The following is a 23,647-nucleotide window of genomic DNA, read 5'->3' as shown; positions in this document are numbered from 1 at the left end:
CGCCGACGGCCGCATCGTCGACGAACTCCACCACCCCACCGCCGACACCGTCCTGGACCGCATGCGCCGCTTCGACGCCAAGGGCCGCACCAGCTAGGGCACCACGACCGATCCGGCCCGGCGGCCGCAGCCCGCTCACCGACCCTTCCCAGGACACCCCATGTATCGCACCGCACTGCGCAACGTGCTGGCCCACAAGGGCCGACTGCTGATGACGGCACTGGCCGTCATGCTCGGCACCGCCTTCGTGGCCGGAACCATGGTCTTCGCCGACACCTTCGGCAAGGCCATGCGGGACAGCAACTCCAAGAGCTACTCGGACGTCTCGGTCCAGGTGGTGGACCGCGCGGCCGGCTCCGCCGCCTCCGCCCGTCAGAAGAGCGAGGGCAGCTCGGCCGCCCTCACCGACGCCACCGTCCAGCAGCTGTCCGCCCTGCCGGGCACCGCCGGCGCCCGAGGCGTCGTCAGCGGCTTCACCGGCGTCGCCGACCGGAAGGGCAACCTGATCGGCCAGGTCTGGGCCGCCAAGGGCGCCAACTTCGCGCCGGGCCAGGACGGCAAGGACCCGCGCTACCCGATGGTCGAGGGCCAGGGCCCGAAGGCCGCCAAGGAGATCGCGCTCGACCGCAAGACCGCCGACAAGGGCGGCTACAAGGTCGGCGACACCGTCCGGGTCGCCGCCAACGGCCCGGTCGTCGAGGCCAGGCTCACCGGCGTCTTCACCACCGACGACCCGGTCGTCAACACCGGCGGCTCGCTCACCCTGTTCGACCGGGCCACCGCCCAGCAGACCCTGCTGGAGCCGGGCCGCTACAGCGGCATCGTGCTCACCGCCAAGCCCGGCACCAGCCAGGACGCGCTGCTCGCCCAGGCCCAGCCCGTGGTGCCCTCCGGCCACCAGTTCGACGTCGAGACCGGCGCCACGCTCAAGGCCGACGAGCAGGAGATGATCACCAAGGGCACCAGCAGCATGCGCACGATGCTCCTGGTCTTCGCCTTCATCTCGCTCTTCGTCGGCATCTTCATCATCGCCAACACCTTCACCATGCTGGTCGCCCAGCGCACCAAGGAGCTGGCCCTGATGCGGGCCATCGGTGCCAGCCGCAAGCAGGTCACCCGGTCCGTGCTGATCGAGGCCCTGCTGATCGGCACCGCCTCCGCCGTGGCCGGCCTGCTCGCCGGCATCGGGATCGGCGCCGGGATGCAGTCGCTGATCGGCGCGATGAACGAGAACATGCCGAGCGGCTCGCTGGTGATCAAGCCGCTCACCGTCGTGGTGACGGTCGTGGTCGGCGTCCTGGTGACGGTCATGTCGGCCCTGCTGCCCGCCGTGCGCGCCTCCCGGATCGCCCCGGTGGCCGCGATGAGCAGCGGCGACCAGCCGGTCTCCCAGAAGAGCCTGGTGGTCCGCAACACGATCGGCTCGGTGCTCGCCGGCGGCGGCCTCGCCCTGATCGGCTTCGGCGCCTCCACCGGCAACGACAGCGGCCGGCTGCCGGTCGGCCTGGGCGCCTTCCTGGCCCTGATCGGCGTGTTCGTCCTGCTGCCGCTGCTCTCCCGTCCGGTGGTCGCGCTGGTCGGCCCGCTGCTGCGCGGTCTCGGCGGCACCCCGGGCAGGCTCGCCCAGCAGAACGCGGTGCGCAACCCGCGCCGCACCGCGGCCACCGCCGCCGCGCTGACCATCGGTCTGACCCTGGTCACCGGGCTCACCGTGATCGGCGCCTCGGTCAACGACACCATCGACCGGGCCGTCACCAGCTCGATGAAGGCCGACTTCATCGTCGGTGCCGCCAACGGCATGAGCCTGTCCGAGCAGGTGCCCGCCCAGATCGCCAAGGCCCCCGGGGTGGCCGCCTCCTCGGCGATGACGACCGCGTACTGGGACCTGAACGGCACCAGCAGGACGGTCAACGGCCTGGACGCGGCCGTCCTCGACCAGCTCGCCGACGTCGAGCTGACCAGCGGCTCCACCGCCGGCTTCGGCCAGGGCCAGCTGCTGCTCGACGAGGACGCCGCCAAGAAGCTGAACGTCACCACCGGCTCGGTGCTGACCGTGACCTACCCGGACGAGTCCGCCGGCAAGGTCACCGTCGGTGGCGTGTACAAGACCGGCGGCATGCTCGGCCCGGTCATGCTGGCCAACAGCGAGATCGCCAAGCACGAGCCGAAGCCGTACGTCTCCGACGTCCTGGTCAAGGGCAAGGACGGCGCCACCGACGGCCTCAAGCAGGCGCTCAAGGACGCCACCGGCGCCAACCCGGTGATCGAGGTGAAGTCCAAGCAGGACGTCCGGGACGAGTTCAGCCAGACCATCACCTTCGCGCTGAACCTGATGTACGGCCTGCTGGGGATGGCGGTCCTGATCGCGATCCTGGGCGTGGTCAACACGCTGGCGATGTCGGTCTTCGAGCGCAAGCGCGAGATCGGGATGCTGCGGGCGATCGGCCTGGACCGCAGCGGCATCAAGCGGATGGTCCGTCTGGAGTCCGTGGTGATCTCGCTGTTCGGCGCCGGCATCGGCCTGCTGCTCGGCTGCTTCATCGCCTGGGCGATCAACGGCACCCTGAAGTCCAGCCTCTCCGGCCTGACCACGGTCCTGCCGTACGGCCAGCTGGCGATGTTCCTGGCGCTGGCCGGGGTGGTCGGCCTGGTGGCCGCGATCTGGCCGGCCCGCCGGGCGTCCAAGCTGGACATCCTGTCGAGCATCAAGACCGACTGACCGGTCCCGCAACGAGAGAGGTCCCCTGCCGGAGGGTTTCGGCAGGGGACCTTCTACTTCTGTACTCCGCCCGGTCGCACGGCCGGCTGAGCACCACGGAGGTCGTGGTCCGGCAACGCTGCCGGGCGGAGGGCCTCCGACTCATACCCCGGTGCTCCCACACCGGGGTCTCAGTCGCTTACTTGCTGGCGAGTGCCTTGTCGGCGGCCGGCTTGGCGGCCTCGACGGGCTTGGTGGGCGGAGTGACCTCCTGGATCGGAAGCTGCGGCCGCTCCATCTGGGCGAGGCCGACCATCTCGCGCTTGAGGAACATCGCGAGCGTCCAGTCGGTGAAGACGCGGACCTTGCGGTTGAAGGTCGGCACCATCGCGCCGTGGTACAGGCGGTGGAACCACCAGGCCGGACGGCCCTTCAGCTTGTACTTGCCGAAGAGGATCGCCACGCCCTTGTGCAGGCCGAGGCCGGCGACCGCACCGAGGTTCTTGTGCTTGTACTCCTTCTGCGGGAAGCCGCGCATGCCGGAGATCACGTTGTCGCCGAGGACGACGGCCTGACGGCAGGCGTGCTGCGCGTTCGGCGGGCACCAGGCGCCCTCGCCGGCGGCGAGGTCCGGCACCTGGGCGTTGTCGCCGGCGGCCCAGACGTAGTCGAAGCCCTGGACCTGGAGGGTCGGCGCGGTGTCGACGTGGCCGCGCGGGCCCAGCGGCAGGCCGAACTCGGACAGCACCGGGTTCGGCTTCACGCCGGCCGTCCACACGATGGTGGAGGCGTCCATCTCCATGCCGTTCTTCAGCATGACGTGGCCGTCGACGCAGGAGTCCATGGAGGTCTCGATGTAGACCTCGATGTTGCGCTCCTCGAGCTTCTCCTTGGTCCACAGACCGAGGTCCGGGCCCATCTCGGGGAGGATGCGGTTGGCCGCCTCGACCACCACGAAGCGCATGTCCTCGCGGCTGACGGTCTTGTACAGCTTGGCCGCGTCGCGGGCCATGTCCTCGACCTCGGCGACGGTCTCGATGCCGGCGAAGCCGCCACCGATCACCACGAAGGTCAGCGCCTTGCGGCGGATCTCCTCGTCCGTGGTGGACTCGGCCTTGTCGAGCTGGGCCATGACGTGGTTGCGGAGGCCGATGGCCTCCTCGACCGTCTTCATGCCGATGCCGTTCTCCGCCAGACCCGGGATCGGGAAGGTGCGGGAGACCGAGCCGGTCGCGACGACCAGGTACTCGAAGGGCAGCTCGTAGCTGTCGCCGGCCGCGGGCTGGATGGTGGCGACCTTGCGGGCGTGGTCGATGCCGGTGACGGACCCGGTCAGCACCTCCGCCTGCTTGAGGGCGCTGCGCAGCGGCGCGACGAGGTTGCGGGGCGCGACGTTGCCGCCGGCCGCCTCGGGGAGGAAGGGCAGGTACGTCATGTACGACCGCGGGTCCACGACCGTGACGGTCGCTTCGCCGTAACGCATCTTCTTGAGGATGCGCATCGCGGCATACAGGCCGACGTAACCACCGCCGACAATGAGGATGCGAGGACGCTCCGTGGTGCTCATATCCGAAAGTATCCAGCACCGTCCGGAGCAGCCTTCGTGAGCCCGGTCACAAGATGAAGGACCCCCCGTGCTACACTGCGCGGCCGCAAAACCGGGCCCGGCACGGTGACCCCCACCCCTGGACGGCCCCGCGCGAGCGCGCGCCGGAGCACGACCGGCCTGAGCAGCAACGATCCGCACAGCGCCCGGGTTCCCGCGCATGATTTCGAATTTCAAACCTCAAGCGAGCCCTGACCTGCGATCCCATGGGCTACCCGGCCAGCAGGCCTTCGGTCCCACATTTCGGACGTAGCGGGCGGGTGGGTGCGGCGAATGGCCGGATCGCCATGTGAAGAAATTCACGAACTTTTCCACCCGCGCTCGGGCGCGCCCCGGCCCCGGCCCCCCGAAAGGGGTGCCGGGGCCGGTCCGGGTAAGCCCCGCACGGGGTCAGGTGGCAATACCCCAGGCGATTCCGTCGAGGATGTCGTGCTCGCTCACGACCACCTCGGCGGCGCCGGTGCGCTCCATGATCTCCAGCAGCTCCAGCGCCCCGGCCGCGATCACGTCCACCCGGCCCGGGTGCATCGACGGGATGGCCGCGCGCTCGGCATGGGTGGCGGCCAGCAGCTCCCGGGCGATCCCGGCGACCCGGTCCCGGCCGATCCGCGAGTGGTGGATCGCCGCCGAGTCGTAGCCGGGCAGGCCCTGGGCGATCGCGGACACCGTGGTGACCGTCCCGGCGAGACCCACCAGGGTGGCCGCGCCGGTCAGCGGGACGACCTCCTCGGCCCGGTCCAGCTCCGCCCGCACGTGCGCCCGGGCGGCCTCGACCTGCTCCTCCGAGGGCAGCTCGGCGTCACCGAAGTACCGCTCGGTGAGCCGCACGCAACCGATGTTCACCGAGCGCGCCGCCTGGACGTCGTCCGAGCCGAGCACGAACTCGGTGGAGCCGCCGCCGAGGTCGAACACCAGGTACGGGCCGGGGAACTGACCGCCCGTCAGTTCCTTGGTGGCGCCCACGAAGGACAGGTGCGCCTCCTCCTCGCCGCTCACCACCTCGGGCTCGACGCCCAGGATGTCGCGCACGCCCTTGACGTACTCGTCGCTGTTCTCGGCGTCCCGGGAGGCACTGGTGGCGACGAAGCGGACCCGCTCCGGGCCGACACCGAAGCCGGCGATGATCTCCTGGTACTCCCGGCAGGCCGCGAAGGTGCGGGCCAGCGCGTCGGGGTGCAGCCGGCCGGTGCGGTCCACGCCCTGGCCCAGCCGGTTGACGATCATCCGGCGGTCGAGGTCGGTGATCTCCCCCGTCTCCGGGTCGAGGTCGGCGACCAGCAGGCGGATCGAGTTGGTGCCGCAGTCGATCGCGGCCACGCGGGTGGTGCTCACTCGGACTCCCGCTCCGCCGCGGCTTCCTCCACGGCCCGCTTCTTCGCGGCGCGCTCGGCGGTCTTCTGCTCCTTGGCGGCGATCGCGGCCTCGTGGTCCTGCTCCTTGGCGCGGTTGCGGGCGACCCGCTCACCGGCGGCCTCGACCTCCGCCGGGGAGACGCACGGGCCCTTGGCCCACCAGTCCTCCAGCATGCCGATCGCCTCGTCGCCGAGCGGGTTGACGCCCTCGCCGGCCGCCAGCGAGTGGCCGACCAGCACGTGCAGGCACTTCACCCGGTCCGGCATCCCGCCGGCGCTCGGGAAGCCCTCCAGCACCTCGATCGCGTCGCGCCGGGCGATGTAGTCCTCGTGCGCCCTCTGGTAGGCGGCCGCCAGCTCCGGGTCCTCGGCGAGCCGGGCGCTCTGGTCCTTCATCACGCCCTCCGCCTCCAGGGTGCCGATCAGCGAGGCGGCCTTGGGGCAGGTCAGGTAGTAGAGCGTGGGGAACGGCGTGCCGTCCGGCAGCCGGGGAGCCGTCTCCACGACGTCCGGGTTGCCGCAGGGGCAGCGGTGCGCCACGCCGCGCAGGCCGCGCGGCACCCGGCCGAGCTGGGCGGCGATGGCCGCGACGTCGGCGTCGGAGACGGAGGGGTGGTTCTCAGTGGTCATGGGGGGAGGTGTCTCCAACGGGGGACGGTGGGAGGGGAAGGGGGGTGGCGGGGGCCGCCGCCACGGTGTCGGCGGCGTCCACCGAGTCCCAGATGCCGGCGTACCAGGGCTTGGCGGCCTTCGTCCGGTCGGCGGCGCTTCCGGAGGCCGCGGTGCCGGAGGAGGCCGCACCCGCCGCGGACGAGGAGGGCTGGGCGGAGGCCCGGCCGGCCGGATCCACCGCGATGTACGGGGTCTCCCCCGGCACCGCGTAGTGCAGCCGGGCGCGGGCCTGCGCCTTCACGTACTCCGGGTCCTGCCAGCGGGCCTTCTCCCGGCGCAGCTGCTCGACCTGCTGGCGCGCGTGGTCGGCCTTCGCCCGCTGGGCGGAGATCTCGGCGCGCTGGGAGATGAACTGCCGCGTCGGGTAGGCGAGGATCGCCACCAGCGAACAGAGCACCAGGACGAGGACGGTCGCCCGGCTCGTGAACCGGGGCCGGGCCGCCAAGCCCGGGATCCTCCAGCCAGCCATCTCCCGTATCCCCTCCTGGTCGCGACGGTGCCCCGCCGTCCACCCTACGGGGTGAACGGCGGGGCACCGGTCAGGCGTGCGCTACCGGGAGCGCCCGGCCCTCGTGCCCGCCGTGCGGATCGCTCCGCGCAGCGGCCGGGCCCGGCCGCTCCACGGAGCGGCCGTTCCTGCTACTCCGCGGAGCGGAAGCGCGGGAAGGCGCCGCGGCCGGCGTACTCGGCGGCGTCGTCGAGGATCTCCTCGATGCGCAGCAGCTGGTTGTACTTGGCGACGCGCTCGGAGCGGGCCGGGGCACCGGTCTTGATCTGGCCGCAGTTGGTGGCGACGGCCAGGTCGGCGATGGTGACGTCCTCGGTCTCGCCGGAGCGGTGCGACATCATGCAGCGGTAGCCGTTGCGCTGGGCCAGCTCGACGGCGTCCAGGGTCTCGGTCAGCGAGCCGATCTGGTTCACCTTCACCAGCAGCGCGTTGGCGGTGCCGGTCTCGATGCCGCGGGCCAGGCGGGCCGGGTTGGTGACGAACAGGTCGTCGCCGACCAGCTGGACCTTGTCGCCCAGCTTGTCGGTCATGGCCTTCCAGCCGTCCCAGTCGGACTCGTCCAGCGGGTCCTCGATGGAGACCAGCGGGTAGGCGGCGACCAGCTCGGCGTAGTACTCGATGAGCTCGGCGGCGGTGAGGTCCTTGCCCTCGAACTGGTAGGCGCCGTCCTCGTAGAACTCGGAGGAGGCGACGTCCAGGGCCAGCGCGACGTCACGGCCGGGCACGTAGCCGGCCTTCTCGATGGCCTCGACGATGAGGTCCAGGGCCTCGCGGTTGGAGTCCAGGTTCGGGGCGAAGCCGCCCTCGTCACCCAGACCCGTGGACAGGCCGCGCTCCTTCAGCACGCCCTTGAGCGTGTGGTAGACCTCGACGCCCCAGCGGACGGCCTCGGAGAAGGACTCCGCGCCGATCGGGGCGATCATGAACTCCTGGATGTCGACGTTGGAGTCCGCGTGCGACCCACCGTTGAGGATGTTCATCATCGGGACCGGCAGGACGTGCGCGTTCGGGCCGCCCAGGTAGCGGAACAGCGGCAGGTCGCTGGCCTCGGAGGCGGCGTGCGCGACGGCCAGCGAGACGCCCAGGATGGCGTTGGCGCCGAGCGAGGACTTGTCCGGGGTGGCGTCCAGGTCCAGCATGGCCTGGTCGATCAGGCGCTGCTCGGTGGCGTCGTAGCCGACCAGCTCCGGGCCGATCTGCTCGATGACGGCCAGGACGGCCTTCTCGACGCCCTTGCCGAAGTAGCGGTTCTTGTCACCGTCACGCAGCTCCAGCGCCTCGAAGGCACCGGTGGAAGCACCCGACGGGACAGCGGCACGACCCGTGCTGCCGTCGTCGAGGCCGACCTCGACCTCGACCGTGGGGTTGCCGCGGGAGTCGAGGATCTCACGGGCTACGACGACATCGATGGACGGCACGAGGCATCTCCTTGCGGAAGCAGGGTCCGGTCTGACGGTGGTGCTGTCAGCAGGACGATTGCGGAGTCGTTACGACCAGAGCCTAACCGCCCGGGCTCCCGGGGCCACGTCCGCCTCGGTCCCGTCTCAGCGTGTGGCCCCACTACCCACCGGTAGTTCACCTGCTTGTCCCAGCTTGTCCCACCGGAGCGGGCGAATGCGGACGAAGGGGACCGGTAGGACCGGTCCCCTTCGGACGGCGGGGTGAGGCGGCGTCGGCGCCGGGTGCGGCGGGCGGGCCGGCGTCGAGCGAGCCGGCGTCGAGCGAGCCGGCGTCGAGCGGGCCGGCTCAGCCGAGGTGCAGCACCTGGCCGGGCATGATCAGGTTCGGGTCGCCGCCGACCGTGCCGTGGTTCTGCTCGTACAGCGCGTGCCAGCCGCCGGACACGCCCTGGGCGGCGGCGATGGTCGACAGGGTGTCACCGGCGCGGACGGTGTAGTCGTGGCCGGTGGTCTGCGGGGCCGACTGCGCGGCCTGCGGGGCGTACTGCGGCTGGGCGGCGGCCTGGCCGGCGTACTGCTGGTAGACGCTCTGGTGGCTGGTCCAGTACCAGGCGCCGTTGCTCTGGTACCAGTACACCTTGGCGTCGGCGTCCCAGCCGGCCTTGCCGGAGAAGCCCGGGGTCTGCGGCTGCGCCTGCTGCTGCGGGGCGGCCTGCTGGACCGGCTGCGCGGCGGGCTTCGGGGTCTGCTTCTGGGCGGCGGGCTGCTGCGCGACCGGCTTCTCGGCCGGCTTGGCGGCGGGCTTCGGGGTCTGCTGCTTGGGGGCGGACTGCGGCTTGGCGTCCGAGGAGGTGTCGACCGCGGCCGGGGCACCACCCTTGGTCAGACCGGCCTTCTGGGAGCAGACCGGCCAGGCGCCCGGGCCCTGCGAGGCCAGCACCTTCTCGGCGACCGAGATCTGCTGGGCCTTGCTGGCCTGGTTGGCCTGCGGCGCGTAGGCGGTGCCGCCGTACGCCTTCCAGGTGCTGGAGGTGAACTGGAGGCCGCCGTAGAAGCCGTTGCCGGTGTTGATGCTCCAGTTGCCACCGGCCTCGCACTGGGCGACGGCGTCCCAGGTGGAGGCGGGGGCGGCGGAGGCGCCGGTGGCGGTGAGGAGCGGCATCGCGAGTCCGACGCCGGCCACACCGGCGACGGCGATGGCCTTCTCGGCCTGGGTGCGACGACGGTGACGGCCAGTTCCAACGAACAGCATGAAGAGGTCCCTCTCCGCACGCCTGCGAGGTGAGCTGTCGGGTTCGGACCGGGAGGTGGCCCGGCCGCCGTACGCGGAAACGATTCCGCTCGGGCGGCTTCACCCCAAGCCGTGGGGAGACGGCAACAAACCTGGTTCCCCCGCCCCTGCCCAGGGTTCTGGTCGGTTTCCCGTGGCGCGGCGGGCAGGACTCGGCGTTCCGCGTACGAGGTCCGCAGCTGCGAACTCCAGGGAGAGTAGACAGATCATCAGACCAATCACAAGCTCATATCGTCGATATCACACAATAATTACGGCGCGTGTTCGATCGCCTACCAACGGCGGTGTTATGTCCGGATTGATGGGTGTTCACACCCCCGTCAGCAGGTGGTTCGCGACGTCCCGTCAGTGCGATCTCAGCACGTCGGAGGCGTGGCGGGAGTGTTCGGCGAGGCCTGCGGAGAGGCCTGCGAAGGAGCGTGCGGAGGGGTCTGCGGAGAGGCCTGCGGAGAGGCGTGCGGGGAACGGCTCTCCGGACTGAATTCCACCGGGAGTTCGCGCAGCCCACGCATGATCAGACCACCGCGCCACCGCAGGTCGTCCGCGCTTTCCGCGAGCCGGAGATCGGGCAGCCGGGAAAGCAGCGTGGTCAGCGCGGCACGACCCTCCAAGCGGGCGAGCGGAGCGCCGATGCAGTAGTGGATGCCGTGCCCGAAGCCCAGGTGGGGGTTGTCCGCCCGGGCCAGGTCCAGGGTGTTCTCGGCCGCGAACCGGGCCGGGTCGCGGTCCGCCGCGGCGAGCACCACCAGCACCGGGTCGCCGACCGGGATGTCCACCCCGCCGATGGCCAGCGGACGGGTCGCGAACCGCCAGGTCGCCATCTCCACCGGTCCGTCGTAGCGCAGGAGTTCCTCGATCCCGGTCTCCAGCAGCGCGCTCTCCCCGCGGGCCACCGACTCCTGCAGCAACCGGCGCTGCTCCGGATTGCGCAGCAGGGCGTACGTGCCGTTGCCGATCAGGTTCACGGTGGTCTCGAAACCCGCGAACAGGAGGATGAAGGCCATCGCCGCGGCCTCGTTCTCGGTCAGGTGCTCACCGTGGTCACTGGCCCGGATCAGGCCCGAGATCAGGTCGTCCCCGAGGTCCGCGCGCTTGCGGTGGATCAGCTCCAGCAGGTACGCCCGCATCCGCTTCACCGCCCGCCCCACGCCGCCGCGCCGGCCGCCGCCGTGGCCCGGCTTCGTGTGGCGCACCATCATCCCGGCCCAGTCCCGGAAGTCGTCCTGGTCCTCGGCCGGCACGCCCAGCATGTCGCAGATCGCGTAGATGGGGAGCGGGAAGGCGAACTCGTGGATCAGGTCCGCCGAACCGCGCTGCGCGAAGCCGTCGATCAGCCGGTCGGTGAGCTGCTGCACCCGCGGCTCGAACTCGGCCACCCGGCGCGGGGTGAACGCCTTCGACACCAGCCTGCGCAGCCGGGTGTGGTCCGGCGGGTCGATGTTCAGCAGGTGGGTCATCAGGTCCGCCTGCCGCTCCCCCGGGATGCCCACCCGGCCGGTGCGGTGCGCCTGCTCGCTGTGGTGCGCCGGGTTCTTCGACAGCCGGCTGTCCGCGAGCGCCTGCCGGGCGTCCGCGTACCGGGTCACCAGCCAGGCCTCCACCCCGCTCGGCAGCGTGGTGCGGTGCACCGGGGCGTGCTCGCGCAGCCAGGCGTAGGCGGGGTACGGGTCGGAGGCGAACTCCCAGGTGAACAGCTGCGGGGCGGTGGCGTCGGACGGCGTGGCGGCGGGCCGGGCGGAGTCGGGCTGAGCTGGCATGGACCGACCGTATCCGGTGCGACGGGCACGCCCGCTCCGGCGGGCCGCCGCTCCTCCCGCCGACGGTCCGCGGCCGTCCTGCCGATGCTCCGTGGACGGCCCATGGACGGTTCATGGACGGTTCATGGACGGCCCGTTGACTGTCCGCGGACGGTCAATGGACAGCTCTTGGCCGACTCTTGGCCGCAGTGCGGGCGTGAGCCTGGTCACCTGCGGGGTAATCCCTGTTGCGGAGGGTCAGGACGTGCCTACGATCCTCCGCAGTACGCGTGGGCGCCGGTGCGGTGTCGCCCACAGGGAGGAGCAGGCCATGCGGGTCAGCGGGTCAGTCGTCGTCATCGCGGTCCTCGACGGCGGTTCGGGCGCGGGACTCGCCCGCCGGTTCGCCGCGGCCAGCGCCTCCGGAATGCTCATCGCCGACCAGTACGCCGGCATCGCCGAGGACCTCGCCGCCGAACTCGACCGGCCGGGCTGCCCCGTCGTCGGCGTCTGCGGCGACATCCGCCGCCCCAGCGACGTCGCCGCCCTCGTCGACACCGCCGAGAAGCACCTCGGACCGATCGACCTGTTCGCCGTGGCCGGCCCGGACGGCGAGCGGATCATCTCGCTGGCCGAGCTGCCCGACCACCTCGACCTGGAGCGGCTCGCCGAACTCGTCGTCCTCGTCGGCGAGGCCATCGGCGAACTCGTCCCGCCGCAGCGGTGCCCGGAGCACACCGCCACGGCGGCCTGAGCACCTACTTCCCGTCGGGCTCCCCGGCCGAGTCCCCGTCGGGCTCTCCGTCGGGCTCTCCGTCGGGCTCTCCGTCGGGCTCTCCGTCCGGCTTGAGGCCTTCGGCCGCGCGCACCGCGTCCCGGTAACCGCGCGCGGCCGACCGCAGCGCCGCGTCCACGTCCACCCCGGCGTCGTGCGCCCGCTGCGCCACCGCGAGCAGCAGCCGGCCCGCCGAGTCGGCGGTCAGCTCGACCGGCAGCTCGTACGACTCGTCCGGCACCCCCGTGAAGCCGGCCCGGCGCACCCGGGACACCAGCTTCGCCGCGTACGCCAGCGCGGGCAGCCCGGCCGGCACGCCGTCCAGCACCGACTCGCGGTCCGCCTTCTCGGCCGCCTTCAGCTGCTCCCAGTTCGCCTCCACCTCGGCGGCGCCGCCGGCCTCGACGTCCCCGAACACGTGCGGGTGCCGGTACATCAGCTTCTCGACGATGTCCCCGGCCACGTCGTCGACGGTGAACGGCTCGGTCGGGTGCTCCTCGGCGATCCGGGAGTGGAAGAACACCTGCAGCAGGACGTCGCCCAACTCCTCGCGCAGCGCCTCCCGGTCCCCCTCCTCGATCGCCTCGACCAGCTCGTACGCCTCCTCGACCAGGTACTTCACCAGGCTCTCGTGCGTCTGCTCGGCGTCCCAGGGGCAGCCGCCCGGGGAGCGCAGCCGGTCCATCACCGTCACCAGGTCCAGCAGCCGCGACCCCGGCAGGTCGTACGAGCCGGGCAGCACCTCGATCTCCGGCACCTCGCCGGCGTGCTCCACCGCCAGCCTCGCCAGCGCGTCGGTCAGCCCCGGATCCCCGTCCGGACTGCCCAGCCACACCGTCGGCCCGGCCCCGGCGGGCTGCCCGGTCAGCAGCCGCGCCAACGCGGGCGCCGACCCGGCCGGCACGACCTCCACCACCACCCCGGCCTGCCGCACCGCCGCCACCTGCGGATGCCGCTCGTCCCCCACCAGCACCCGCCCCGCCGACCGCAACGCCTCCCACGCCGGCCACGCCAGCAGGCCGGGAGCCACCCGGTGGGTGGTGGTCAGCAGGATCAGCTTCGCGCCCGGAGTCTTCGTCGGCACAGCATTCGTCGTCACCCCCCGAACCTACCCCCGCACCCCCACTTCGCCCGCCCGTTCCCCGCCCCCGGGCTCCGTTCCCGGGGCATGGACCCCGCCCGCCCGCATGAGCGCAGGAAGTCGGCCGGGCCGACTTTCTGATCCGAGATGCCAACACGCACAGGGGCACCGGATGGGGGCCGGTGGAGAACACGCGCGTCCCGGGATGTCCGGGGCTCCAAGAGGGCTGGAGCCACTGGGGATTCTCCGAGGACGGGCAGGGCGGCACGCCCGGGCCGGCACGGCGTCACCGGCACTGGATGCCGGTGCTGCGCAGTGGCCCGGCCGGCGGCGGCTGGGGCCGAGGCGCAGGCCGGCACAGCGACCCCACCGGCGGCGGTGGGGTCCCAGGACGGTGGAGGCCGTGGCCGCCGGTCAGTGCGGGGTCGGGGGCCAGGGGGTGGAAGTGGGGGTGAGGGTGGAGAGGGACTGGCGGAGGCGGCGGACGGTGGGGTGGTGGGGGCCGTCGCGGCGTTCGCGGTCGAGGAGGAGGGGGAGCAGCCACTGCCAGGCGTTCTGCGGGTCGCCGGTGGCGGCGAGGTGGAGGCCGATGCGTTCGCGGAGGTCGTAGGCGCGCTCGGGGTCGGTGTCGAGGCCGGATTCGAGGCGGGCGGTGTGGGCGGTGAGGAGGGCCTGGTACTCGGTGAGGGCTTCGGCGCCGTGGCCGAGCCGGTCGAGGCAGACGGCGGCGCGGTAGCGGTGGTCGAGGCCCTGGGGGCCGTGCGGGCCGCCGTCGGCGGTGGCGGCGAGGCGGCGGTACTCGGGGAGGGCCTGCTGGGGGTGGCCCTCGTGCAGGAGGGTGCGGGCGTAGATGGTGCGGATGGTGCGCACCAGGGGTGCGGTGTCGCCGAGTTCGGCCTCGGCCCGGGGCAGCAGGCGGGCGGCGAGGCCGAGCACCTCGGTGTGGCGGCCGGCGTCGACCAGGTCGGAGAGCCGGGCGCACTCGGCGCCGAGGTCGGGCTCCGCGGGGACGGGGGGAGGTGTCGCGGGGGCGGGTGGCATGAGGAAGGGCCGGGGCTCGGAGCGGACCACGGGCGCCGGGGCGGCCGCCGCGGCCGGCGGCTGCGGCTGGTGCGGGTAGCGGAAGGGGCGGGCCGGGTCCGGCAGCGGCGTGTAGCGGGGCTGCGGGGTGCCGTCGGCCGGGGGCAGCAGCGGGAGCAGCCGCGCGTACACGCTCCGGGCGTCGGCGGGGCGGTCGGCGGGCCGCTTGGCGAGCAGGTCGAGCACCAGCTGTTCCAGCGGCTGCGGCACGTCGTGGCGCAACTCCCGCAGCGGGACGGGTGGTTCGTCGACGTGTCGGCGCAGGACCCCGAGTGCGGTGGGGGCCCGGAACGGCTCCTCGCCGGCGAGCATCTCGTGCAGCAGGCAGCCGAGCGCGTAGAGGTCGCTGCGCGGGTCGGTGGTGGCGGCGAGGGCCTGTTCGGGGGCCATGTAGGAGGGGCTGCCGACGGGCACGCCGGTGAGGGTCAGCCGGGTGGTCTCGGTGTCGAGGGCGGTGGCGATGCCGAGGTCCAGCAGGACGGTGCGGCCGTCCTCGCGGACCATGACGTTGCTCGGTTTGAGGTCGCGGTGGACCACCGGGATGGCGTGGACGGCGGCCAGCGCGGTGCACAGCTGGGCGGCGACGGCCGCCGCGCGTTCGATCGGGAAGGGCGCGTCCTCGGCGATGAGGTCGGCCAGGCTGACCCCGGGGATGCGCTGCATGACGAGGTAGAGCTCGCCCTCGTCCTCGCCCGCGTCGAAGACGGTGACCACCCCGGGGTGGTCGAGCGCGGCCGTGATCCGGCACTCGCGCAGGAAGCGGCGGCTCAACTCGTCGCCGTGGCGGGCCCGTTCGCCTCCGGAGCCGGTCCCGCCGGGGAGCAGGTGCTCGGGGCGGAGCAGTTTGACCGCGACCGGGCGGTGCAGTCGTTCGTCCTGGCCGGCCCAGACCTGGCCCATGCCGCCGTGGCCGATCTTCCCGGTGAGCCGGTAGCGGCCGGCGATCAGCCGGGTGGCGGTCACGGCCGGTCCTCGCGGGCCTGGCGGCGCAGCAACTCGCCCAGCTCGCGCAGGTCGTGGGCGGTTTCGGGGGCGGGGGCCGAGGGGGCGGGGGTCGAGGGGGCGGGGGTCGAGGGGACGACGGCGGCGGTCGCGGTCGGCGCGACGGGAGCGGGCACGGGGGCCTGCGCGGGCGCCCCGTACCCGGGCACGGTGGCCCCGTACGGCGAGACGTTCGGCACCGCGTACGGCGAGAGGACCTGCGGAGCGGTGCGCGGCACGGCCTGCGGCGCCGGAGGCCCGGCCAGCCAGACCGCGCGGCTGTCCATCACCAGGAAGTGCGCCGTCGGCAGGAGCCACAGCACGGCCAGCGTGATCTGGCCGGTGGTGTCGGCGGTCGGGTTCTTCAGGGTGCCCGCGACCCCGGCCGAGACGATCATGGCGAGCAGCAGCGCGCAGAACACCGCCGCGCCGAGGATGTCGTACGCCCGTCGGCGCCGGACCGCCAGCAGCAGCGAGGGGACGACCCCGAGCAGGCCGAAGGTGACCAGCGGGGCCAGCGCGCACAGCACCCGCACAACCACCCCGAACCGTCCGGGGATCAGGGGCGGTCCGACCACTCCCCCCGGCCCGGCCGCTCCCCCCGGAGCGGGCGGGCCCGGCACCGGGCCCGGCGCGTACCCCTGCCCGGGCCCCGGCCCGTACGGCGCCCCGCCGGGCGGCGGTCCGAACTGCCCGGGGTACTGCCCTGACATGCGCGCTCCTGAGCTGGTGAGGACCGGCACCGAGGGCGGTGCGACCGGTTCCGCACACCGTACCGCCCGGCCCGGCCGCTCCGGAGGGCTTCCGTCCGCCCGCTGCCGCATCGGTATCCCGCCGGTACCGCGCCGCTACTGAGCCGGGGTCACCTGCGGGCGCGCGTCGCGGGTCCTGCCGGATCGGACCCCCGCGGGCCCGGCCCCGGTCCGCGGGGCGGGTGTCAGTCAGGCGGCGCCAGGGTGCCGGTCGCCAGGGCGTCGGTGGCGGCCTGGGCGAGGCTGCGGCCGAGGGCGGCGGCCCGGGCGAGGGCGGTGTCGAAGGCGGCGAGGCGGGCGAAGGCGGCGCCGAGGCGCTGCTGGGCGGGGAGCGGGAGGCGGGGCAGTTCGACCCGGCGGATGTCGAGCCGGGCGGTGGTGGTGGCGTGGCTGGCGGCGCGCCGGGTGCCGGCGGTGGAGCGGAACTGGCCGGCCAGGAACTCGGGGTCGAGGGCGGCCGGGTCGGGCCGCAGGAGGTGGAGCTGGCGGCCGAGGGCGGCGCCGACCAGCGGGCCCTCGGCGGGGACGACCCGGGCGGTGCCGCCGCCGAGGGCGGGGACCAGGACGTCGCCGGGGCGGGTGCGGACGTCCCCGGCCGGGCCGGGGCCGGCGGCCAGGACGGCGCTGGGCGCGGCGCCGGTGGCGAGGTCCTGGTCGGTGACGACGGGGGTGCCGCCCGAACCCGCCCCGGCCGGCCGGGTGGCGGCGCCGGTGCCGGAGGAGTGCACCTCCAGCGCGCCGCCGCGGACCAGCTCGCCGATGGTGACCACCCCGACGGGAGCCGTACCGGACGCCCCGCCGGACGCGGCACCGGACACGGCGCCGGGCCGCGGCAGCAGCGCGACCGGGTCGGGCAGGCCGGCCAGCAGCTCGGCCAGCCGGCCGCCGAGGTGGGAGAGTTCGGCCGCGCCGCCGAGCGGGGCGGCGGGCGGGACGTGCCGGGCCGGGGAGAGGTCGGTCTCGTCGTCGAGCAGGTCGATGGCGGCCATCGCCCGGTGGACGCCGGGACGGTCGGCGGGGACCGGCAGGCCCTCCCGCGCGGCGAGGTCGAAGCCGCGCCAGGCCCCCAGGACGGTGCGGCGCAGCTCGGTCCAGTCGACCTTGTCCCGGCCGCCCTCGGCGGCCTGCGCCCCGGCGGCCCCGCCCGGACCGGCGAGCGCCGCCCCGGCGTCGAGCATCAGCACCTGGCGGAAGTCGCCGCCCGGCCGGGGTGCGCGCAGCACCCACAGGTGCAGCGGGACGCCGTACGGCGGGGCGGCGCCGGCCGGCAGCGCGATGACGGCCCGCAACGCGCCGGAGCGGAGCAGTTCGGCCCGGATGCGGCGGCCGGCCCGACGGGCGGCGACGGTCGGCGGGAGCAGCAGGGCGGCGAGGCCGCCGGGGCGGGTGTGCGCCAGGCAGTGCAGCACCCAGGCGAGTTCGGACTCGCCGCGCGGCGGGACGAGCCCGCCGGGCCAGCGGGTGTCGAACTGCAGCTCGTCGTGGCCCCAGTCGCGCTCGTTGTACGGGGGCTGGCAGAGCACGGCCTCGAAGGTGTCGCCGGGGAAGCCGTCGGCGCGCAGGGCGTCGCCGGCCCGCAGGTCGAGCGGGAGCGGGCCGGGGTCGTCGGCGGGGGTGTGCAGGGCGATCCGGAGCCGGGCGAGGGCGGCGGTGACCGGGTCGGCGTCCTGACCGTAGCGGCCGGTGGTCGGGGGGTGGGCGAGCAGGACGGAGCCGAGGCCGACGGCCGGGTCGAGCACGGTGGCGGGGACGCCGGCGACGGCCGCGAGCAGTTCGGCGGCCTCCGGCGGGGTGGGGCTGAGCTGCCGGGTGTTGGCCTCGGCGTACCGGGTGAGCAGCTGCTCGTACGCGCCGACCGGGCCCGTCTGCGCGGCGAGTTCGGCGAGCAGCCGGGCGAGGTCCAGCTGGGTGCTGCCGAGCAGGCCCGGGAGGCCGAGGGTGCGGGCGCCGTCGGGGCCGAAGGCGTGCACGGCGGCGCCGGTGACGGCCCGGGGCAGCGCGAGGGCGAGCCGGGTGTCGGGCCGGTCGGCGAGCCCAGCCCACTGCGCGGGCTCGCGGTGCAGCAGCAGGAGCAGGGCGCCGGCCTCGACCAGCGGGGCGGCGGGGTGGCCGGCCGGGTCGCGGAGGGTGTCGACGAGCTGCCAGACCCGCTCCAGCAGCGGGAGTTCGGCGATCTTGCCCTGGGCGCGCAGCCAGGACTCGACCTCGGCGAGCGCGAAGGCCGGGCTGGCCTCGGTGCCGCCGACCGGGCGCGGGAAGTCGGGGTGGCGGCGGCGCCAGTTGCTGACCGCAGCCCGGCCGACGCCGGCCAGCCGGGCGATCTCGGCGGCGGTCACTTCGGGACGGTCCGGCACGGGGGCTCCTTCGGTGGGGGCTGCGACCGCACAGCCGGGGCGGGGGCGGGGCTGTGACCGCACAGCATAGCGACGCACCCCTCGATCACAGTTCACATGTGAACAGAGCTCTTTTGTGAAATCGCATTGACATGGTTCACGGCCGAGTGGTGTGATCTCTCCGTCGCCACCGAACGGGGCGGCGCAGGGAAGACCACCGATCACCGGGAGACACCCATGTCCGCGAACGCCCGGCGCACCGCCGCCCGCCGCACCGCCGTCCGCCGCGCCACCGCCCGGCGCGGCGCCACCCGCCGCACCGCCGTCCTGCTGCTGGGCGCCGCGCTGGTCACCCTGAGCGCGACGGCGTGCGACTCCACCGGCGGCGCCTCCGTCTCGACGGAGGCGAAGCAGACCGCGGCCGCCACCGGCTCCGAGGCCGCCAAGCCCGCCGGGGACAAGCCCGCCGACACCGGCAAGGCGCCCGCCAAGCTCGGCGACACCATCGCGCTCAAGGGCAACGACCCGGCCGACACCGCCGACGTGACGCTGGTGAAGGTGGTCGACAACGCCGAGGGCGAGGACGAGTTCACCCACCCGGCCGACGGCAAGCGCTTCGTCTCGGTCCAGTTCCGGATCAAGGCGAGCGGCAAGAAGGCCTACAGCGACGTCCCGGGCAACAGCGCCAAGGTGGTGGACGCCCAGGGCCAGGCCTTCGGCAGCACGATCGCGGACACCAAGGCCGGCCCGGGCTTCCAGGTCCCCGCCAACATCGCGCCCGGCGAGAGCGCCCTCGGCTTCGTCACCTTCGAGGTCCCGAAGGACGCCAAGCTCGACAAGGCCCAGTTCGGCCTCGACAGTGGCTTCGCCCCGCAGACCGGCCAGTGGAAGCTCGGCTGACGCAGCTGTTCACAGTCGGCCGGCCGCCGCACCGCGTCAACGACGGCCGGCGCCCGTCCACACGAAACGGCGGCCCCGGGGCAGAGCCCGAGACCGCCGTGAACCACCTGGAGGGCGGGGCCCTCCGGATGCCTACTTCTTCGCCCCCGCCAGGTCGTCGAACATGGCCGACAGGAACTCGGTGCACCAGCCCAGCAGTTCCCGACCGACCAGCGGCTTGCCGCCGATCCGCCCGGTGCTCGGGCGCGGCACCAGCAGCTGCTGGGCCGCCGCCTTCACCTGACTGCGCGGGTAGAGCCGGTTCAGCCGCAGCTGCTGGGACTCCCGCAGCTCCACCGGCCCGAAGCGGACGTTGGAGCCCTGGAGGGTGATGTCCGAGATCCCGCACCGCCGGGCGTACAGCCGCAGCGCCGCGACCAGCAGCAGGTTCTCCACCGGCTCGGGCAGCTTGCCGTAGCGGTCCACCAGCTCGTCCCGGACCTGCTGGATGTCCTCCTCCGAGTTGACCGCGGCGATCGAGCGGTACGCCTGCAGCCGCAGCCGCTCGCCGGGTGCGTAGTCGTGCGGCACGTGGGCGTCGACCGGCAGCTCGATCTTCACCTCCAGCGGCTCCTCCTCCGGCTCCCCGCCGCCCGCCAGCGACTCGCGGAACTCCGCCACCGCCTCGCCGACCATCCGCATGTAGAGGTCGAAGCCGACGCCCGCGATGTGCCCGGACTGCTCGCCGCCGAGCAGGTTGCCCGCGCCGCGGATCTCCAGGTCCTTCATCGCGACGTACATGCCGGCGCCCATCTCGGTGTGCTGGGCGATGGTGGCCAGCCGCTCGTGCGCGGTCTCGGTGAGCGGCCTCTCCGGCGGGTACAGCATGTACGCGTAGCCGCGCTCGCGGCCTCGCCCGACCCGGCCGCGCAACTGGTGCAGCTGGGAGAGGCCGAAGGTGTCGCCGCGCTCCACGATCAGGGTGTTGGCGTTGGAGATGTCGATGCCGGACTCCACGATCGTGGTCGACACCAGGACGTCGAACTCCTTCTCCCAGAAGTCGACGACGACCTTCTCCAGCTGGTTCTCCCCCATCTGCCCGTGCGCGGTGGCGATCCGCGCCTCGGGCACCAGGTCCTTCAGCCGGGCGGCCGCCTTGTCGATCGACTCCACCCGGTTGTGGATGTAGAACACCTGGCCCTCGCGCAGGAGTTCACGCCGGATCGCGGCCGAGATCTGCTTCTCGTCGTACGGCCCGACGAAGGTCAGCACCGGGTGCCGCTCCTCCGGCGGGGTGGTGATGGTGGACATCTCGCGGATGCCGGTGACCGCCATCTCCAGGGTGCGCGGGATCGGGGTCGCGGACATGGTGAGCACGTCCACGTTGGCGCGCAGCTTCTTCAGCTGCTCCTTGTGCTCGACGCCGAAGCGCTGCTCCTCGTCGACGATGACCAGGCCGAGGTCCTTGAACCTGGTCTCGGAGGAGAACAGCCGGTGGGTGCCGATGACGACGTCCACCGAGCCCTCGAACAGCCCCTCCAGCACGGCCTTGGCCTCGGTGTCGGTCTGGAAGCGGGACAGCGCCTTCACGTTCACCGGGAAGTTCGCGTAGCGCTCGGCGAAGGTCGAGAAGTGCTGCTGCACCAGCAGCGTGGTCGGCACCAGGACCGCCACCTGCTTGCCGTCCTGCACGGCCTTGAACGCGGCCCGCACGGCGATCTCGGTCTTGCCGTAGCCGACGTCGCCGCAGATCAGCCGGTCCATCGGGACGGACTTCTCCATGTCCGACTTGACCTCGGCGATGGTGGTCAGCTGGTCCGGCGTCTCCGCGTACGGGAAGGCGTCCTCCAGCTCCCGCTGCCACGGGGTGTCCGGGCCGAAGGTGTGGCCGGGGGCGGCCATCCGCGCCGAGTACAGCTTGATCAGGTCGGCGGCGATCTCCTTGACCGCCTTCTTGGCCCGCTGCTTGGTCTTCGCCCAGTCCGCGCCGCCGAGCCGGTGCAGCGTCGGGGCCTCGCCGCCGACGTACTTGGTGACCTGGTCGAGCTGGTCGGTCGGCACGAACAGCCGGTCGCCGGGGTGGCCGCGCTTGGCCGGGGCGTACTCCAGCACCAGGTACTCGCGGGTGGCGCCCTGGACGGTGCGCTGCACCATCTCGACGTACTTGCCGACGCCGTGCGCCTCGTGGACGACGTAGTCGCCGGCCACCAGCGCCAGCGGGTCGATCGCGTTGCGGCGGCGCGAGGGCATCCGGCGCATGTCCTTGGTGGAGGACTTCTGACCGGACAGGTCGGTCTCGGTGATGACCGTGAGCTTCAGGTTCTCGTCGACGAAGCCGTGCTCGATCGAGCCGCAGGAGACGTGGACGACGTCCCGGGTGGGCGCCTCGGCGAGGTCGGCGACCAGGCGGGCCGGGATGCCCTCGTTGCCCAGCACCTCGGCGAGCCGGGAGGCCGGGCCGTGGCCCTCGGTCACCATGACGACCCGCCAGTCGGCGGCCAGCCGCTCCTTGGCGTCGGCGATCGCCCGGGCGGTGTCGCCCCGGTAGGCCTCGACGGCGTGCATGCCGAGGGTCAGCGTGTTGGCATCGCCGTGCCAACCAGCGACTCCGTCGCGGGCCAGGATGCCGTCGACGGTCGACTCGCTGGTCGCGAACGGGCTGACGGACCACCAGGGCAGCCCGATCTCGGCGGCGTGCTCGCGCACCTCGGCGAGCGAGCGCAGCGAGGCGGCGGAGACGTCGATGGTCTCCAGGTCGATCGGGCGGTCCCCGCCGGCCGCGGCCGCGACCCAGGAGGCGTGCAGGAACTCCTGGCTGGTCGCCACCAGGTCGGCGGCCCGGGTGCGGACCCGCTCGGGGTCGCAGACCACCGCGACCGAACCGAGCGGCAGCACGTCGACCAGCAGCTCCATGTCGTCCACCAGCACCGGCGCCAGCGACTCCATGCCCTCGACCGCGATGCCCTCGGCGATCCTGTCCAGGATCTCGGCCAGCCCGGGGTGCTCGGCGGACAGCTCGGCGGCCCGGGCCCGCACCTCCTCGGTGAGCAGCAGCTCGCGGCAGGGCGGCGCCCACAGGCCGTGCTCGGCGATCTCCAGCGAACGCTGGTCGGCGACCTTGAAGTAGCGGACCTCCTCGACCTCGTCGCCCCAGAACTCCACCCGCAGCGGGTGCTCCTCGGTCGGCGGGAAGACGTCCAGGATGCCGCCGCGGACGGCGAACTCGCCGCGCTTCTCGACCAGTTCGACGCGCGCGTAGGCGGCGGCGGAGAGCCGGCGGGCCACCTCCTCCAGGTCGTACGACTCACCGCGCCGGACGGCCACCGGTTCCAGCTCGGCCAGCCCCTTGACCTGCGGCTGGAGCACCGAACGGACCGGGGCGACCACCACCTGGACCGGCCCGGCCGCCGGGTCGTCCGCCCGCGGGTGCACGATCCGGCGCAGTACGGCCAGCCGGCGCCCGACGGTGTCCGAGCGGGGCGACAGCCGTTCGTGCGGCAGGGTCTCCCAGGCCGGGAACTCGGCGACGGCGTCGACGGGCAGCAGGGAGCGCAGCGAGGCCGCGAGGTCCTCGGCCTCCCGGCCGGTCGCGGTGACGGCGAGCACCGGGCGGCCCCGGTCCCCGGCGGCCTGCCCGGCGAGCGCGCGGGCCAGCGCGGCGATGGCGAACGGCCGGGCGGCGGGCGGTCCGACCAGGTCCAGGTGGCGGCGTCCACCGGCCGCGGCTCCGGGGGCGGTGGCCGCCTCGATCGCCTCGGCGAGCGCCGCGTCCCGCGCGACGACATCGAGCAGTCCGGTCAGGCTCATCTGGGGTCTCTTCTTCGTCCCGTGGCTGATGCTGCCCCGGGGCGGCGAAGGCCCGCCGGGGCAACGCGAACGGCCCGGCACGCCGAGCGGCCGGGGGTCTCCAGCCTACGCCGCGGCAGGGACGCGCACGCGGTCCACGGCTTCGGCGAGGCCGGACCGGACCCGCGCCGGACCCGCGCCGGGGCTGAAAGGGGCCGAAAGGGGGCGAAAGGGGGTCGGCAGAGGTCGGCCGGGGATCCGGAGCACCGGGCATCCGCGCGGCCGCCCCGCGCAGGTTGTCAGGAACACGTCCGAGAACGAACGACTGGACGGAACACCGGACCGGCCGGTGGACGAACCAACCGGGAGCCGTCCCGAACGGGGCACGGCTATCCGCCACGAACTGGACATACTCCTGTCACTGGCCGTCCATGGAGATCGCGCACCATGGTGAACGTGCCCGCCGCACCCAACCGTGGGGGATGGCTGTGGAGGGCACTGTCGCACCCCCGATGGGGGTCGGAGGTGCGAGGCCGGGCGGCCCTGGGTGGGGGCGCCCGCCCAAGCGCCGGGAACCGTGGCGCCCTTTCCTGGAGGGCGCCACGGGTCTCGGCCTCTTTCGTTCCCGGGGGCCCACCCCGTCGACCGCCGTCCTGTCCCGAAGCCCGCCCGTCCTCCCCGGCCTCCGGCCTCGGCCTGCCCGTCGACCCGGCCCCG

General features: G+C 73.5%; 14 protein-coding genes, 2 pseudogenes and 1 riboswitch. Of the genes and pseudogenes, 4 read left to right on the top strand and 12 right to left on the bottom strand.

What is annotated here, in order from left to right:
- Both ACZ6EM_RS25510 and ACZ6EM_RS25505 read left to right on the top strand, forming a co-directional pair.
- Positions 1-97, top strand: a pseudogene (locus ACZ6EM_RS25510) (ABC transporter ATP-binding protein); the annotation flags it as partial.
- A gap of 63 nt (positions 98-160) precedes the next feature.
- Positions 161-2,719 carry an ABC transporter permease gene (locus ACZ6EM_RS25505; protein WP_465773300.1) on the top strand — a complete coding sequence of 853 codons (2,559 nt, stop codon included), beginning with the start codon at positions 161-163 and terminating at the stop codon, positions 2,717-2,719.
- 178 nt (positions 2,720-2,897) lie between these two features.
- Here ACZ6EM_RS25505 and ACZ6EM_RS25500 read toward each other — a convergent pair whose 3' ends face one another.
- From ACZ6EM_RS25500 to ACZ6EM_RS25470, 7 genes and pseudogenes are all read right to left on the bottom strand, one after another.
- Positions 2,898-4,265 carry an NAD(P)/FAD-dependent oxidoreductase gene (locus ACZ6EM_RS25500; protein ID WP_359909991.1) on the bottom strand — a complete coding sequence of 456 codons (1,368 nt, stop codon included), beginning with the start codon at positions 4,263-4,265 and terminating at the stop codon, positions 2,898-2,900.
- 429 nt (positions 4,266-4,694) lie between these two features.
- Positions 4,695-5,636, bottom strand: coding sequence for a Ppx/GppA phosphatase family protein (locus tag ACZ6EM_RS25495; RefSeq protein ID WP_452180096.1), 942 nt, complete (start codon positions 5,634-5,636; stop codon positions 4,695-4,697).
- A gap of 128 nt (positions 5,637-5,764) precedes the next feature.
- Positions 5,765-6,304: pseudogene (locus ACZ6EM_RS25490) on the bottom strand (DUF501 domain-containing protein); the annotation flags it as partial.
- A complete protein-coding gene (locus tag ACZ6EM_RS25485; RefSeq protein ID WP_452180097.1) occupies positions 6,276-6,797 on the bottom strand; it encodes an FtsB family cell division protein in 522 nt (173 codons plus the stop codon). The pseudogene ACZ6EM_RS25490 and the gene ACZ6EM_RS25485, both read right to left, overlap by 29 nt.
- Positions 6,798-6,967: 170 nt before the next feature.
- Positions 6,968-8,254 (bottom strand): phosphopyruvate hydratase, encoded by a 1,287-nt coding sequence (gene eno, locus ACZ6EM_RS25480; RefSeq protein ID WP_359910003.1) that lies wholly within the window; start codon positions 8,252-8,254, stop codon positions 6,968-6,970.
- A 328-nt stretch (positions 8,255-8,582) separates the two neighbouring features.
- Positions 8,583-9,488: a LysM peptidoglycan-binding domain-containing protein gene (locus ACZ6EM_RS25475; protein WP_452180098.1), complete on the bottom strand. Its 906-nt coding sequence runs from the start codon at positions 9,486-9,488 to the stop codon at positions 8,583-8,585.
- Between the two features lie 5 nt (positions 9,489-9,493).
- A riboswitch (cyclic di-AMP (ydaO/yuaA leader) is annotated at positions 9,494-9,662 on the bottom strand.
- A gap of 221 nt (positions 9,663-9,883) precedes the next feature.
- Complete coding sequence (locus tag ACZ6EM_RS25470) at positions 9,884-11,284, bottom strand: cytochrome P450 family protein (protein WP_465773299.1); 1,401 nt, start codon at positions 11,282-11,284, stop codon at positions 9,884-9,886.
- 310 nt (positions 11,285-11,594) lie between these two features.
- Here ACZ6EM_RS25470 and ACZ6EM_RS25465 point away from each other — a divergent pair, with 310 nt between their 5' ends.
- Positions 11,595-12,017, top strand: coding sequence for an SDR family NAD(P)-dependent oxidoreductase (locus tag ACZ6EM_RS25465; RefSeq protein WP_465773298.1), 423 nt, complete (start codon positions 11,595-11,597; stop codon positions 12,015-12,017).
- 4 nt (positions 12,018-12,021) lie between these two features.
- Here ACZ6EM_RS25465 and ACZ6EM_RS25460 read toward each other — a convergent pair whose 3' ends face one another.
- The 4 genes from ACZ6EM_RS25460 to ACZ6EM_RS25445 all read right to left on the bottom strand — a co-directional run bounded on the left by ACZ6EM_RS25460 (position 12,022) and on the right by ACZ6EM_RS25445 (position 18,286).
- Positions 12,022-13,137 (bottom strand): nucleoside triphosphate pyrophosphohydrolase, encoded by a 1,116-nt coding sequence (locus tag ACZ6EM_RS25460; protein WP_452180100.1) that lies wholly within the window; start codon positions 13,135-13,137, stop codon positions 12,022-12,024.
- 396 nt (positions 13,138-13,533) lie between these two features.
- The gene (locus ACZ6EM_RS25455; protein ID WP_465773297.1) at positions 13,534-15,162 is read right to left on the bottom strand and encodes a protein kinase domain-containing protein; all 1,629 of its coding nucleotides are present in this window, start codon (positions 15,160-15,162) and stop codon (positions 13,534-13,536) included.
- On the bottom strand, positions 15,159-15,893 hold the full coding sequence (locus ACZ6EM_RS25450) for a hypothetical protein (protein ID WP_465773296.1): 735 nt from the start codon (positions 15,891-15,893) through the stop codon (positions 15,159-15,161). Before ACZ6EM_RS25450 ends, ACZ6EM_RS25455 begins: the two co-directional genes overlap by 4 nt.
- Before the next feature lie 224 nt (positions 15,894-16,117).
- A complete protein-coding gene (locus ACZ6EM_RS25445; RefSeq protein WP_465773295.1) occupies positions 16,118-18,286 on the bottom strand; it encodes an N-6 DNA methylase in 2,169 nt (722 codons plus the stop codon).
- A gap of 216 nt (positions 18,287-18,502) precedes the next feature.
- Here ACZ6EM_RS25445 and ACZ6EM_RS25440 point away from each other — a divergent pair, with 216 nt between their 5' ends.
- On the top strand, positions 18,503-19,165 hold the full coding sequence (locus ACZ6EM_RS25440) for a DUF4352 domain-containing protein (protein ID WP_465773294.1): 663 nt from the start codon (positions 18,503-18,505) through the stop codon (positions 19,163-19,165).
- Positions 19,166-19,297: 132 nt separating this feature from the next.
- On the opposite strand, the gene mfd is transcribed toward ACZ6EM_RS25440, so the two are convergent.
- Positions 19,298-22,951, bottom strand: a complete 3,654-nt coding sequence (gene mfd, locus ACZ6EM_RS25435) for a transcription-repair coupling factor (protein WP_465773293.1) — start codon at positions 22,949-22,951, stop codon at positions 19,298-19,300.
- Positions 22,952-23,647 lie beyond the last annotated feature (696 nt).

The organism is Kitasatospora sp. NPDC041917 (assembly GCF_055589745.1).
The sequence above is the reverse complement of the archived record's forward strand: the minus strand, read 5'-3'. Positions and strand labels throughout refer to the sequence as shown.

What these genes read in the sequence shown, in the direction of transcription:
- ACZ6EM_RS25505 (WP_465773300.1), top strand. Translation starts at nt 161, where the DNA reads ATGTATCGCACCGCACTGCGCAACGTGCTGGCCCACAAGGGCCGACTG.
- ACZ6EM_RS25500 (WP_359909991.1), bottom strand. Translation starts at nt 4,265, where the DNA reads ATGAGCACCACGGAGCGTCCTCGCATCCTCATTGTCGGCGGTGGTTAC.
- ACZ6EM_RS25485 (WP_452180097.1), bottom strand. Translation starts at nt 6,797, where the DNA reads ATGGCTGGCTGGAGGATCCCGGGCTTGGCGGCCCGGCCCCGGTTCACG.
- ACZ6EM_RS25475 (WP_452180098.1), bottom strand. Translation starts at nt 9,488, where the DNA reads ATGCTGTTCGTTGGAACTGGCCGTCACCGTCGTCGCACCCAGGCCGAG.
- ACZ6EM_RS25470 (WP_465773299.1), bottom strand. Translation starts at nt 11,284, where the DNA reads ATGCCAGCTCAGCCCGACTCCGCCCGGCCCGCCGCCACGCCGTCCGAC.
- ACZ6EM_RS25465 (WP_465773298.1), top strand. Translation starts at nt 11,595, where the DNA reads ATGCGGGTCAGCGGGTCAGTCGTCGTCATCGCGGTCCTCGACGGCGGT.
- ACZ6EM_RS25450 (WP_465773296.1), bottom strand. Translation starts at nt 15,893, where the DNA reads ATGTCAGGGCAGTACCCCGGGCAGTTCGGACCGCCGCCCGGCGGGGCG.
- ACZ6EM_RS25440 (WP_465773294.1), top strand. Translation starts at nt 18,503, where the DNA reads ATGTCCGCGAACGCCCGGCGCACCGCCGCCCGCCGCACCGCCGTCCGC.
- mfd (WP_465773293.1), bottom strand. Translation starts at nt 22,951, where the DNA reads ATGAGCCTGACCGGACTGCTCGATGTCGTCGCGCGGGACGCGGCGCTC.